Annotated in this window: 14 protein-coding genes; 2 read left to right on the top strand and 12 right to left on the bottom strand. The window is 49.6% G+C overall.

Annotated features, from left to right (window positions below):
• Positions 1-11 precede the first annotated feature (11 nt).
• The 4 genes from C1714_RS04565 to C1714_RS04550 all read right to left on the bottom strand — a co-directional run bounded on the left by C1714_RS04565 (position 12) and on the right by C1714_RS04550 (position 3,872).
• On the bottom strand, positions 12-506 hold the full coding sequence (locus C1714_RS04565; protein WP_102342079.1) for a PTS sugar transporter subunit IIB: 495 nt from the start codon (positions 504-506) through the stop codon (positions 12-14).
• A gap of 35 nt (positions 507-541) precedes the next feature.
• The gene (locus C1714_RS04560) at positions 542-958 is read right to left on the bottom strand and encodes a PTS sugar transporter subunit IIA (RefSeq protein ID WP_102342078.1); all 417 of its coding nucleotides are present in this window, start codon (positions 956-958) and stop codon (positions 542-544) included.
• 141 nt (positions 959-1,099) lie between these two features.
• Complete coding sequence (locus tag C1714_RS04555; protein ID WP_135567884.1) at positions 1,100-3,118, bottom strand: BglG family transcription antiterminator; 2,019 nt, start codon at positions 3,116-3,118, stop codon at positions 1,100-1,102.
• A gap of 94 nt (positions 3,119-3,212) precedes the next feature.
• On the bottom strand, positions 3,213-3,872 hold the full coding sequence (locus tag C1714_RS04550; protein ID WP_102342076.1) for a zinc ribbon domain-containing protein: 660 nt from the start codon (positions 3,870-3,872) through the stop codon (positions 3,213-3,215).
• A 485-nt stretch (positions 3,873-4,357) separates the two neighbouring features.
• On the opposite strand from C1714_RS04550, the gene tnpA reads away from it, so the two are divergent.
• Positions 4,358-4,774: an IS200/IS605 family transposase gene (tnpA, locus tag C1714_RS04540; RefSeq protein WP_102342075.1), complete on the top strand. Its 417-nt coding sequence runs from the start codon at positions 4,358-4,360 to the stop codon at positions 4,772-4,774.
• A gap of 19 nt (positions 4,775-4,793) precedes the next feature.
• Positions 4,794-5,987: an RNA-guided endonuclease TnpB family protein gene (locus C1714_RS04535; protein ID WP_210115252.1), complete on the top strand. Its 1,194-nt coding sequence runs from the start codon at positions 4,794-4,796 to the stop codon at positions 5,985-5,987.
• A 134-nt stretch (positions 5,988-6,121) separates the two neighbouring features.
• Here the strand turns inward: C1714_RS04535 and C1714_RS04530 are convergent, their stop codons facing one another.
• The 8 genes from C1714_RS04530 to C1714_RS04500 all read right to left on the bottom strand — a co-directional run bounded on the left by C1714_RS04530 (position 6,122) and on the right by C1714_RS04500 (position 11,845).
• A complete protein-coding gene (locus tag C1714_RS04530; RefSeq protein WP_102342074.1) occupies positions 6,122-7,258 on the bottom strand; it encodes an ATP-binding protein in 1,137 nt (378 codons plus the stop codon).
• Positions 7,259-7,274: 16 nt separating this feature from the next.
• Positions 7,275-7,397: a hypothetical protein gene (locus C1714_RS14550; RefSeq protein ID WP_280951991.1), complete on the bottom strand. Its 123-nt coding sequence runs from the start codon at positions 7,395-7,397 to the stop codon at positions 7,275-7,277.
• Positions 7,394-7,618, bottom strand: a complete 225-nt coding sequence (locus C1714_RS04525) for a hypothetical protein (RefSeq protein ID WP_102342073.1) — start codon at positions 7,616-7,618, stop codon at positions 7,394-7,396. The genes C1714_RS14550 and C1714_RS04525 overlap by 4 nt, the downstream gene beginning before the upstream one ends.
• Complete coding sequence (locus tag C1714_RS04520; protein ID WP_102342072.1) at positions 7,576-8,406, bottom strand: hypothetical protein; 831 nt, start codon at positions 8,404-8,406, stop codon at positions 7,576-7,578. Before C1714_RS04520 ends, C1714_RS04525 begins: the two co-directional genes overlap by 43 nt.
• Positions 8,407-8,515: 109 nt before the next feature.
• Positions 8,516-9,688 carry a cation:proton antiporter gene (locus C1714_RS04515; RefSeq protein WP_102342071.1) on the bottom strand — a complete coding sequence of 391 codons (1,173 nt, stop codon included), beginning with the start codon at positions 9,686-9,688 and terminating at the stop codon, positions 8,516-8,518.
• Positions 9,685-10,026: a P-II family nitrogen regulator gene (locus C1714_RS04510; protein ID WP_102342070.1), complete on the bottom strand. Its 342-nt coding sequence runs from the start codon at positions 10,024-10,026 to the stop codon at positions 9,685-9,687. Before C1714_RS04510 ends, C1714_RS04515 begins: the two co-directional genes overlap by 4 nt.
• Before the next feature lie 137 nt (positions 10,027-10,163).
• On the bottom strand, positions 10,164-10,610 hold the full coding sequence (locus tag C1714_RS04505) for a GatB/YqeY domain-containing protein (protein WP_102342069.1): 447 nt from the start codon (positions 10,608-10,610) through the stop codon (positions 10,164-10,166).
• Positions 10,611-10,612: 2 nt separating this feature from the next.
• The gene (locus C1714_RS04500) at positions 10,613-11,845 is read right to left on the bottom strand and encodes an FAD-dependent oxidoreductase (protein ID WP_102342068.1); all 1,233 of its coding nucleotides are present in this window, start codon (positions 11,843-11,845) and stop codon (positions 10,613-10,615) included.
• Between the last annotated feature and the right edge of the window lie 21 nt (positions 11,846-11,866).

The raw sequence follows: 11,866 nt of genomic DNA, 5'->3' as shown, positions 1-11,866 counted from the left end.
CCCTTTCTTTATTATTTGGAAAGCACCTTATCCAGCGGCTCCGGAACATCCTCCGGCGTCGTCTGATAAACGGCTTCAATCCCGTATTCACAAACCTTCTTCAGATCCTCGGCCTCATCCTCGTAAAGATACAGATTCGCACCATAGGTCTTACGCTCCTCACCATTGCGCTTCGCAGCGATACGGCCATAGTTGCCGATATTGATCTTTTCAATATCCTTGCGTGTGTCCAGAACCTTCAGAAGATCCTTCGGATTATTTACGATCAGCAAAATCTTATGATCCGCAGCCTTCGGATTTTCCAGCATCTTCAGCGTATCGTCGACACTGTGAATCGCCGTTTTGCAGGTTGCCGGCGCCGCCATCATCAGCGACCGCTTCACCGTCTCATTGGCTGCCGCCGCATCGTTGGCTACCATGATGCGGTCCACACCCGTGTGGCGCGACCACTTGATGGCAATCTGACCATGAATCAAACGCTCATCCAAACGTACCAGAGTAATCATGATTTCCTGTCTCCTTTATCTTTGATCTTCCTATTTCAGAAGAAATCGTCCTGTGTATCTGCGGTGTTGTCCGTTTCCTGTTCTACGACTCGAAGCATTGTCCGGCTTTGTTCCACAAGCTGCGAAAGCTCATCCTTCGTGACACTTTCACGAACCGCCAGCTCCAGAACCAGTGCCAGATTGACACCTGCCACAAGCGACACATTCGGCCGATCCAAATACAGATACATGACCTGATTGACACTGCCGCCATAAAGATCCGATAACAGAATCACCTGATCCTCAGGCTTCACAACAGTCGCAAAGTAATGATCCAGAACATCCTTGACATTCTCTTCGTTAACATAGGCATCGAATACAGTCAGCCGATCATTGGCGCCGCTGAGAATCTCCACCGAACTCTTCATACCGCTGGCTAAATGACCATGTGATGATAGAAATAATCTGAGCATTTCTGTTTCTCCCTGCCAAAAACATAGCAAAAGCGCAACCGTACCTGAATACGCAGATTTTCGCCCCGAAGGTGCAGAAAAGAAAAGTTTCACCCATACAGGTGAAACGATTCCCAAACACCATATTGCATTTCAATTGAATCAATGACCCGAATAAAGGAAATGATTATAGGTCACCTGATAAAAGAGGTCATTCCATCCCTTGACAGGATCCTGCAACAAACTCTCCACTGCCTTGATCGAGCCTGCCAGCTTCTGCAACATCCGGTCCATCAGCTTCAAATCCTGCACCTTCCTATCCGCCCGGCATGAGACTGCAATCACATAATTTACTTCCACGGAATGATAGGGCAGCGACGCAGCAGGCTGATAGACCTCAACAAATTCCTTCTTCGTATCAATATAGTCGAAAAACAGTACCGTAATACCACTGAGTGGATTCAAATAGGGAAAGATCTTTCCTCGCACCTTCCATTTCGTCATCACCTGTTCTGCCGCCGCACCGGAAAGATGACGATAACAGACCAGGCGCACCAGATCCTCATAATCATTGACCTGCATGTCAGGAAACAACTGCGTCATCTGAATTAACTCCTCAAGACAGGTACGCACAAAGCCAGGCAGAATCAGCTGCTCAAAAATCTTCTGCGGCTGCGGTGCCACACCCAGCGGATTGTAGCTCAGTGCAGGAAGCGGATACCGATTAATCGTATAGCGCGCATCAGGAGCAATCATCCCGTCATAGTCTGCGAATTTGATGCGGCGCATTTCATATTGTTCAAAAATATCTGCACGCTCAATATAGCTTCCATAATGTTCCAGAAGACTTTGCCGCATCTGTCTGGCGATCACGATGGAGTCCCAGGAAACGACGGCAAACCGCCGCTTCTGATACGAATAGCCCGTCTGCCGCAGCAGATAGTTGAATAACTGGGCAATGATCACGATCACTCCGCCCCGAATCCTGTCTCCATAGATCTCCTCCAGATTCTGGATCAGAATACGAGTAAGATTCATCATCATCGGCGAAATATCATACTTAGTCGTATCGTTATACGAAGTAATCCGCTGACAGGACAAGTGATCAAAGCGGTCCTCCAGATAAATATGGAGACAGATCGATTCCAGCTCCTTCATGAAGATACGAAACAGATCCATATTCATGATCTGCTGCCCATCCGCTTCCTGCATCTTCTGCAGCGCCCGGTTCAGATTCTGACGACTTGCATTGATATAGGCAGCCTTCGTCGTTTCCAGATCATTCTCACAGCTCAAATCAAAATCACGGCCAACAATCAATAGACGCGCCAGATTCAGAATCTCCGTCTCATTCAATCGCTCGCAGCGCATCACTTCCGGTGTCTTGGCAATTTGCTGCGCAAGCTGATATTCATAGGTCTGCGCAAGTTCCTGCCGCATCGGGCCAGCAATATGAGGGGAATGGCCGCTCGCCATACGCGATCCTGCCAGACACAGCTGCACCGCAATCTTTTTCGTATAGATGTCGCGCAGACGCATCTTCGATTCCCGCACAATCTTGAGCATCGCATGGCGAATATCTTCATAATCCTGCCGGTGACTGTAAATCAATGCATCCATTTCCTTCACATGAAGATCCGGAAGAAAGTCGCGGTACATGCCACAGCTGACTTCACTGAAACAGGAACGATAATCCTGCTCGAGACCCTGAATATGCATTCCCTTTCCTGGCACAGAAACAACTGAAAGATGATAGGACTCAATGAAGCTGCGCGCCGCATTCAAATCCTCCGCCAGCGACGATTTCGACACAAACATTGCATCGCAGAGATCTTCTGCCTTGATATACTCATGCGCCAGCAGCATCTGCATGATGAACAGCTGCGCATTCATATGTTCCACAGAGCGGTCAAAATATATCGAATCCATGGAACGAACCTGCTCACAAAACTGATGAAAAAGATCCTCACTCAACGGATGAAGAACATAACCCTGTCCCTTGACGGATTCAATGACACCGATGTTTTCCTTCTGCAGCTGCACATTGAGCAGCGCAATCTCCGATTTTATGGTCCGGCTCGATGCGCCACTCAGGCTGGCAAGCTCCTGGGAAGTGACAGGCTGTGTCGCACCAAGCAATGATTTAAAAATTTTCAGATCCCTTGTCGTCTCAATTCGCATAAGCACAATGTAAACACTGACACCGACAAAGTCAAAGACCAAAGAAAAAGAGTGCACACCTCAGGGGGCATGCACCCAATATATTGCACTATGCTCAGTTCAGCTTTGTACCACAATGCGGGCAGAACGCATCATCCGGATCCACTTCACTTCCACAGCTCGGGCAGACCTTCCTGACTTTCTCCTCCAGCGGCCGTCCGCACTTACGGCAGAAGCGGGCATCGGCCCGGTTCTCTGCACCACAATGGGGACATACGATACGACCGGAAGAACCGGAACCATCCTCCCCGCCATGATCCGCAAACACATCCGAGAACGGCGTCGTACTCGAACTTTCGACCGGATCACTCCCCAGATAGCTGCCGATAAAGTTGAAGATATCCGCAAACAATCCATATTGACGCACCGCACCAACGCCACTTGTAACCAACAGCGGCGCAAAGAACACACCCAGTGCCGCGATTCCTGCCTTCTCAATCCACTTCTCCGCCCGGACCGTGACGCGCAGATTGTTTCCTTCAACGCTGAGACGTGTGCTGACAGCCGCATCCATGCCAAGGTACTTGGTCCATTCCATGGACGCATCTCCCTTGCACTGAACAAGATAGCCGTCCGACGTACGCATCGTCTGCGTAATCAGATGCTTATCATTATCCAGATACTTCGCCAGCTCATAGGCGACATCCTGTACATTCTGGCCATTGGCCGGATAAACCTTCTCCGTAACAAAACCTTTTGTTCCAAGATCACTCATCTCTGTGAACCTCCTGCTACTACTATAGTCGGTTTGCCTGACCAATGGTCAAATCACATCACTTCACACAATGTACCCGCTGCATACTTCTGCCCTTTGCAAAATGGAGAAAGATCAGGAATGAATCAAAAATTCATTCAAGAGAAAATCTTCTATACCGATATAATAAATTCCATTCTCATCTTTCCACGGATTTATATAACTACCGACCACAACAATTTTCTGAAACGAATCAGGAATGCGCAAAAGCGAAGCAGTTTCCTGAGCTTTCTTTTCAGGATCCGCTGCAGAAAGTGCAGACTGAATATAACAACGCGTATTTCCGCGATTGACTGCGAAATCAACCTCCAGTTGTTTTAAGAAATAGCCCGAGAATTCTCCCTTACTTGTATGGGAGATGAATCGGGCATTTTTAATACTATATGTAATGTCAAATAGTAACCAGACATATTGGCATTTATGAGCTTTTACGCTATGCTATATGTATGAACGACGACAAGTATATACATGCGCGTACCTGTGTATACAACATCCACTATCACATTGTCTGGTGTGTCAAATACCGGCGTAAGGTACTGACGCCTGATATTGAGAAGTCATTGCGGCAGATCTTACACGATGTGGCTGTGGAGAATGGCTTCTCACTCGACCAGTGTGAGGTTGGTGAAGCAGATCATGTGCATTGCTTTGTGACCGCTCCTCCAAAGCTGTCAATTACATTTATTGTCAAGCACCTGAAGGGGACATCAGGTCTGCGCCTGTTCAAATTGTATCCTGAGCTCAGAAACCAATTATGGAGAGGCCAGCTGTGGAACGGATCTTATTTCATTGAAACGATAGGATCTACAAGCGAAGAAAACGTAAAACGCTATATTGCCCATCAGCAGAACGTTCAACGCTAACTGGAAAGGAGCGGCAGGTATGTCGAATGGCACAAATGCAAAGAAAAGAAAGCCTGGACAGTGTGCCTCTGCAAATGTTGATCGCATTGCACTGCGCTTTTGCGGCATGCCGACATCCGCTCAAAAGGATTCGTTGAACCAGACACTTGGCGCCTGCAGATGGCTGTATAATCGCATGCTAGATGATCGATCTGCATGTTATAAGCAGACAGGCGAGTCATTAAATCTGACGCCTGCATGGTATAAACGTCTGTCGTGCTGCCCATGGCTGAAGGAGGCCGATTCCCTTGCGCTTGCAAACGTGCATCTACATCTTAATAGAGCATTCGACAACTTCTTCAATGGCAAATCTGCCTATCCAAAGTTCAAAAGAAAAGCGGATCATTACGATTCATACACAACAAATATTGCCTCCAAAGGCGCAACCAATCTGCGTTTTCGGATGGGCAAAAGAAAAGCCGGCTTTCTCACCCTTCCCAAGATTGGCGGAGAAATTAAAGTCAGAGCACATCGTGCGGTGCCAGCAGACGGTATACTGAAGTCTGTTACCGTCACGCATGAGCCTGATGGCAAATACTATTTTTCGCTCCTGTACGAAGTGCCGCATGAAGAGATACACCATGACATTGATCCAGACAATGCAATCGGGCTGGATATGTCCATGCACAACTTTTATGTCGATTCCAACGGTAAGCATATCGATTATGGCAAACCATATCATGATATGCAGGACAGAATTGCCAAAGAGCAGAGAAAACTGTCTCATATGAAGAAAGGATCTTCCAACTATCATAAGCAGCGGGTAAAAGTCGCAAAGCTGTGTGCGAAAGCCAAGCATCAGCGCAGCGATGCATTGCATAAGCTGTCAAGACAGTTGGTGGATACCTACGACATTGTTGGAATAGAGGATCTGAACATGAAGGCAATGTCACAGTCGTTGAACTTCGGCAAATCTGTTGGGGATAAAGGTTGGGGAATGTTTGCTAACATGCTTGCTTATAAAGCACAGAGGGCTGGAAAGCGCGTCATCAAAGTTGGAAAGTTCTTTCCCAGCAGCCAGATGTGCCATGAATGCGGGACATTGCACAAACTCACAAAAGATTTATCTGTACGTGAGTGGACATGCCCTAACTGCGGACATCCTCATGACCGTGATGAAAATGCAGCACTGAATATCAGAGATGAAGCGGTGCGGATCTACTGCACATGCTGAAAATATGAGTAATAACAACCGCTGGGACAGCGGGGATAGCCTGAAATCACTGCATGGAGAACACAAGACCATGCAGAATACCTACAGCAGAATGCATCGCGCCTCATGGGTGACTGTGAGATACGTAAACATTCCTAACAGTCTGGAAACACAGGAAAAAAGAAAAGTGGCTTGTGCCACTTTGAAGCTCGGTTACTTGTAGCCGAGTAGTTCACGACATGCTTATTATTTTCGTCCCGGGTGTTGTATGGGACAACGCCCACATCAACCTCAAAGCCGCGGCGCTTCAAATCATTAAAAATGACATTTTTCATCAGGTGGGTCTCTTCCATCTGCCAAAACCCAAGTCTCGCATTACGAAGTCCGACGTCTGTAAAGTAATATTTGATCGGTGAATGAATATACTTTCTTCCTTTTACATCGTACCGTTCTGCTTTATCAATCAGAAACGCATTCATAAAATAACCGATATATTTCTCAATCGTCTGCTCGCTGATCTGCAAATGTTTCTCAGAGGCGAATGTTTTTGAGATCTTGGTTGGATTTTTCAGCGATCCGATCCCGGAAGAAAGGATATTCAGAAGATCCTCCAGCACGCTGGTATCATTCTGGATATGATTCCGCTCAAGAATGTCCCGAATATATGTCCGCTCAAAGAGACTTTTTAAATACGCACTTTTTTCTTCATGTGAAGTAAGTGCCAGCACATACGGCATACCGCCATAGCTATAGTAATCGGGCCATGCCCTGCGCTTGTCTCCTTCATAGGCATCATAAAACTCCGCATAAGAAAGAGGATATACACGAATATCATCTGCCCTGTCCCGGAACTGGGTCAAAATATCGGTAGAAAGCATCTTTGAATTACTGCCTGTAACATATATGTCCACGTTCGCCAGTTTCATCAGGCCAAGCAGTGTATCAACGAATGTGATTTTTTCATCCGGATCATTCAGATACGGGTTTGCCACCTCCCCAACAAACTGAATTTCATCAATAAACACATAGTATCTGATGGAGGAATTCCGGATCTTTTCCCTGATATATCGATCCAGCTCAAAAGGATTTCTGTATCTCGCATTTTGAAGTTCATCCAATGCAAGTGAAATAATCTGGTCTTCTTTCACCCCGGTTTCCAGCAGGTAAGTGCGGTACAGATTCAACAACAGATATGACTTCCCACACCTGCGGATACCGGTGATCACTTTAATCCGGCCGTTGTCTTTCTTTCGAATCAGTTTCTCTAAATATTGTTTCCTTGGCAGTTCCATACGCGTCCTCCAAAGCTCATGGATTTTTTTGATCTTGATCATATTTTCCCTCGTCTTTTGCAACGCTGGCCAGAGCATAGAAAAAGTCGGGCTGCGTACCATCTCTTCCGCTTCCCAACTGTACTTCTGTATTTGTCATAACTGCCTGTAGTCCGGATTGTATATGCAGGCATATTTACCAGGAGTATTGACCTGAATATCCCACAGCGAAGAAAGATCAATGTCTCCATAGACATTGGCAGCGGCCGTTAACAATGTTTCCAGAAACTGCTGCGGTTCCTGACGGATTTTTCTTTCACTCGTTATTTTTCCACTGCTCAGTTTCCTGTTTCCTGCAGATCCTTTGCAGAAGCGCCCCATTCCCTCCACAGAGGCGTCACACGGGCAAAGTCACTGAAGAGCCGGTGCAGTTCACGCGCATCCTTCTTCGAAAGAACAATTCCCATCAGCTGCAGCGCATCCGCAAGATAGTTCAGACTCTTTTCCGGCGTAAGGTAGCCCGAGCGCATCGACCAGTCCACCGTATTGAACAGAAGCACAGCCGGCCCACCCGGACGTTCCTCCACAGCGCCAGGCCCATGATCACCGAACCAGTTCTTCACCTCCACCGTAGCAAAGGTCAGATCCTGCAGACGGCTGCCGCGATTTTCGGTCGCGATCTTATGATCCGGATCCCTGACGTCACTGATTTCCACAGCACTTACCTTCAGGTTCATCAGAAACAGAATCAGATCCTCCTGTTGACGATTGCGCAGAAACTGTGCATAGCTGAAGAAATCCTCCGGCACCGATACTTTCTTTCCCCTGCGGGCCGCAATCACCGAATGGTAGAGATCAAGATCCTTCGCCGTATGATTGCCGATGCCGCTTTCAACCAGCACCCGCTTCATTTCCTCCGGAGTCTCTTCCGGCTCCAGTTCATTGATTTCCATCACTCTCCAGGGATGGGAAGAGGAGGATGCCTCATCGATGTACGCCAGCATCGTCGAACGGTGCAGTGGAACGATCTCCGTATTTCCACTCATCTTAATGGACATGTATACGTTCCAAAGGGTACGTAAATCGATCATTCCATAGACATTTACAGCGGCAGTGAAGAAGCGTTCCAGAAACTGCTGCTGTTCCTGACTGATTTCCATTTCACTCATACAGATTCTCCCAACAGTTATCACTCTATCGTATCCTTCCGGCTTACGCCACGAAAAAAGGAACTGCGGCAGAAGATCATTCCGTCGCAATTCCTCCATCAGACAGGTCTTACTCAGCGTGAATTTCGCCAGCCCGCTTCAAAGCACTCTTGGTAGCCAGCGGACCGATGATTTCATACACCAGCGTCGCCGCCAGGACAACGGTCTGAATCTGCTGCCCGTACTGAAGCGGCAGCTGCTGCAGAGCCATCGTAGCCATACCGATGGCGACACCGGCCTGCGGCATCAGTGCCCAGCCGATATTGTCCTTGACCACCGCCGGCTGATGCGTAATCGTACCGCCCAGCCAGGAGCCCAGGAACTTGCCCCCGAAACGGGTCAGAATATACGTCACACCAATCAGGCCAACCTTCGTAATGATCGTCACATTCAGCGACGCACCCGACAGTACGAAGAACAGCATGAACAGGGGATAGGTCCAGTCATCGATGCAACCAAGGACCCGCTCCGCATCATTGCTTAGATTGACATAGGCGGCGCCCATTGCCATACACATCAGAAGATTGGAAAGGCTCAGACGATCCGCAATGCCAAGCGCAATGAACACCATCGCAATCACAAAGGACATCCGGTTCGTATGCGAACGGAAGAAACGGTGCGTCAAAGCCAGCAGAACGCCAAGGCCCGCACCGATCGCCAGCGCCAAAACGATCTGCAGCAGCGGCAGCAGAATCGTATTCGTTACCGAGAACGGATTGTGATTGATCATGCCAAGGGCAACGTTGACGCAGATCGAATACGCAATCAGACCCGTCCCATCATCCGCCGCAACCACCGGCAGCAGCATGTTCGTGAGAGGTCCTGCCGCCTTGTACTGACGCACAACCAGCAGCGTCGCCGCCGGTGCCGTCGAAGCAGACAGTGCCGCCAGCATCACGCAGACAACCGGATCAAAGCCAAGCAGCAGCGTCACCGCCAGTGTCACAACAACAGCACCTGCCGACTCAAGAACCGTAATGATCAAAGCCGGCTTGCCAATGGCGACCAGAGTCGACTTCTTGAACTGATCACCGATCGAGAAGGCGATGAAACCGAGCGCCGCCTCCGTGATGATGCTCAGCGAAGAAACCGTATCCGCATCCATGAGCTTCAGAACATAGGGGCCGATCACAACGCCCGCAATCAGATAGGCCGTCACGTTCGGCAGCTTCACAAGACGCGTCAGCCGCGTCATGAGCAGGCCGGCGACCATGGCGACTGCTACATAGAACAGCGTATTCATGCCTTGGTCACTTCCCATCTCGTGACAGGAACCGTAAACACGATGCCCGTATTCGGCTTCTGCAGAGAACCGGCAACCCCGTGAATCGCATCCACAACCGTCTGGATCTGTTCATCCTTCAGCAGAATGAACATCATCTTATTCTTTGCCTGGCCCGGATTGACAAACTGACGCAGACCACCGAAAATCGCCGGCGCATCTACACTGTCCTCGTTCAGCGACTTGAGCATCCCTTCACAGTCAACGACCGTCGCACCTTTGATTCCGTTTGCGGCGATTTTTTCCATGATCGGGCGAACCGTATCTTCATGGTTTGTAATGTAAATCAACAACTGCATAACTACTCCCCCTTATAAGAACCTACTTATTATATGCACTTTTTCTGAAGGCATCGTAAAGTCCGAGACACATCGGATGAAAAAGGGAATGCCTTCGCATCCCCCATGAATCGCAGCGTCAATTGTCGATTAATATGTCACTTCAGAATCGTGCCAAGGATCTTACTCACCATTTTTCCGTCGATCTTTCCCTTGTACTGGGCCATCATCGACTTCATGATCACACCCTGGCTCTTCTTGACCGGTTCCAGATTATTCTCAGCTATGATCTTTTCGATCGCAGCACGGATCTCATCCTCACTCATCTGCTTCGGAAGATAGCTTTCCAGAATCGCGATCTTCCTGTTTGTCTCATCGATCAGATCCTGGCGGCTTGCCGGCGTCTCAGCCAGCGCCTCACGCGTCTGCTTCAGTTCACGCTGAACATAGGTCAGTTCCTCGTCTTTGGTCAGTACCTTTCCGCCTTCCTTTTCCGCCAGCGCAATGGAACTGATCACCAGGCTCAGAACACCTTTCTTCACCGTATCGTGATCCTTCATTGCCTGCATGTTTTCCTTGCGAAGCTGAGTCAAAAGTTCACCCATCGTTATGCCTCCTTTGCCTTATTCCTGATTACTTCAAGCATGCCGTCGGCCGCCTGATTGCCGGTTGCGGCAGCCTCAACGACCGTCCTGGCACCCAGCAGGAAATCCCCGGCCGCAAACACATTGGCAAGACCTTCGATCTTTCCGTGTTCGCCTGTCTTCAGCCAGCCTCTTTCATCCATCTGCGGCTTCACATCGCCGAAGAGACTGTAGTCCACGCTTTCTCCCGCCGCAACCAGCAGCGTATCGCACTTCACCTCATGATCCGTACCATCGAGGATCCGGGTCACGGTCTTGCCATGTTCGTCCTGATCATTTTCACAATCACGGAAAACGACGCTGTGTCCCCGCACCTCGACGGGCGCCTGGAACACATGGAACGGAATACCTTCCTTCTGCGCCTCCGCAACCTCCAGCGGATTGGCCGGCATATTCTCGAATGTCTTGCGGTAGAACACCTGAACGTCGCGTCCCATCCGCTTTGCCGTACGGCATGCGTCCATTGCCACATTGCCACCGCCGATGACGATCACATGATCCCCAAGCACCGACGCATCCGGCTTCTTCAGCCACTCCACCGCATAGAACACATGCGGCCGCGTCTCGCCCGGAATCCGCAGCGTCCGCGCCTTCTCAGCGCCCGCCGCCAGCAGAACCGCATCATAATGCTTCATCAGACTGTCCAGCGAACAGTCGCTGCCAAGCTTCGTATGACCCACGAAGTGGACGCCGAGCTCTAGAAGAATCCGCTCCAGACTGTCCACATAGGTACGCTCCAGACGGAACTCAGGAATGCCGTAACGCAGCACCCCGCCGACCCGCTCCATCTGATCGTAGATCGTCACTGCGACGCCCTGCCTTGCCAGACGGATCGCCGCCGCAATACCGGCCGGCCCGCCGCCGATGATGGCAGCCGTACCGATTGTTTCCGGAGACTTTGTCTCATGATGATTCTTCAGGTAAGCGGCCGAAATCTCCTGCTCAATTTCATACCAGCGCACCGGCTGCTTTTTCGCATTCAAAACGCAATGCCCGTAACAGAAGCGCTGCCAGTCACAGATCCGCGACGTCACCGCCGAAAGAGGATTGTTATCAAACACCAGCTTTCCCGCCTCATCCGGCTTTCCTTCCCGGTACAGCTTCATTGCCTGCGGCACCGGTGTATGGATCGGACATCCTTTCGTGCTGCACATCGGAACCGGACACAGAAGACACCGCATCGCTTCCTGATTCATCGTTCCCCCTCGTTTCTATCC

The sequence above is a fragment of the Galactobacillus timonensis genome (genome assembly GCF_900240265.1).
Taxonomy (GTDB): domain Bacteria; phylum Bacillota_I; class Bacilli_A; order Erysipelotrichales; family Erysipelotrichaceae; genus Bulleidia; species Bulleidia timonensis.
This window is presented reverse-complemented; position numbering and strand designations above follow the sequence as displayed.

Excerpts from the sequence above, each read along its gene's own strand:
- C1714_RS04565 (WP_102342079.1), bottom strand. The coding sequence starts at position 506 with ATGATTACTCTGGTACGTTTGGATGAGCGTTTGATTCATGGTCAGATT.
- C1714_RS04560 (WP_102342078.1), bottom strand. The coding sequence starts at position 958 with ATGCTCAGATTATTTCTATCATCACATGGTCATTTAGCCAGCGGTATG.
- C1714_RS04555 (WP_135567884.1), bottom strand. The coding sequence starts at position 3,118 with ATGCGAATTGAGACGACAAGGGATCTGAAAATTTTTAAATCATTGCTT.
- C1714_RS04550 (WP_102342076.1), bottom strand. The coding sequence starts at position 3,872 with ATGAGTGATCTTGGAACAAAAGGTTTTGTTACGGAGAAGGTTTATCCG.
- tnpA (WP_102342075.1), top strand. The coding sequence starts at position 4,358 with ATGAACGACGACAAGTATATACATGCGCGTACCTGTGTATACAACATC.
- C1714_RS04535 (WP_210115252.1), top strand. The coding sequence starts at position 4,794 with ATGTCGAATGGCACAAATGCAAAGAAAAGAAAGCCTGGACAGTGTGCC.
- C1714_RS04530 (WP_102342074.1), bottom strand. The coding sequence starts at position 7,258 with ATGGAACTGCCAAGGAAACAATATTTAGAGAAACTGATTCGAAAGAAA.
- C1714_RS14550 (WP_280951991.1), bottom strand. The coding sequence starts at position 7,397 with ATGACAAATACAGAAGTACAGTTGGGAAGCGGAAGAGATGGTACGCAG.
- C1714_RS04525 (WP_102342073.1), bottom strand. The coding sequence starts at position 7,618 with ATGGGGCGCTTCTGCAAAGGATCTGCAGGAAACAGGAAACTGAGCAGT.
- C1714_RS04520 (WP_102342072.1), bottom strand. The coding sequence starts at position 8,406 with ATGAGTGAAATGGAAATCAGTCAGGAACAGCAGCAGTTTCTGGAACGC.
- C1714_RS04515 (WP_102342071.1), bottom strand. The coding sequence starts at position 9,688 with ATGAATACGCTGTTCTATGTAGCAGTCGCCATGGTCGCCGGCCTGCTC.
- C1714_RS04510 (WP_102342070.1), bottom strand. The coding sequence starts at position 10,026 with ATGCAGTTGTTGATTTACATTACAAACCATGAAGATACGGTTCGCCCG.
- C1714_RS04505 (WP_102342069.1), bottom strand. The coding sequence starts at position 10,610 with ATGGGTGAACTTTTGACTCAGCTTCGCAAGGAAAACATGCAGGCAATG.
- C1714_RS04500 (WP_102342068.1), bottom strand. The coding sequence starts at position 11,845 with ATGAATCAGGAAGCGATGCGGTGTCTTCTGTGTCCGGTTCCGATGTGC.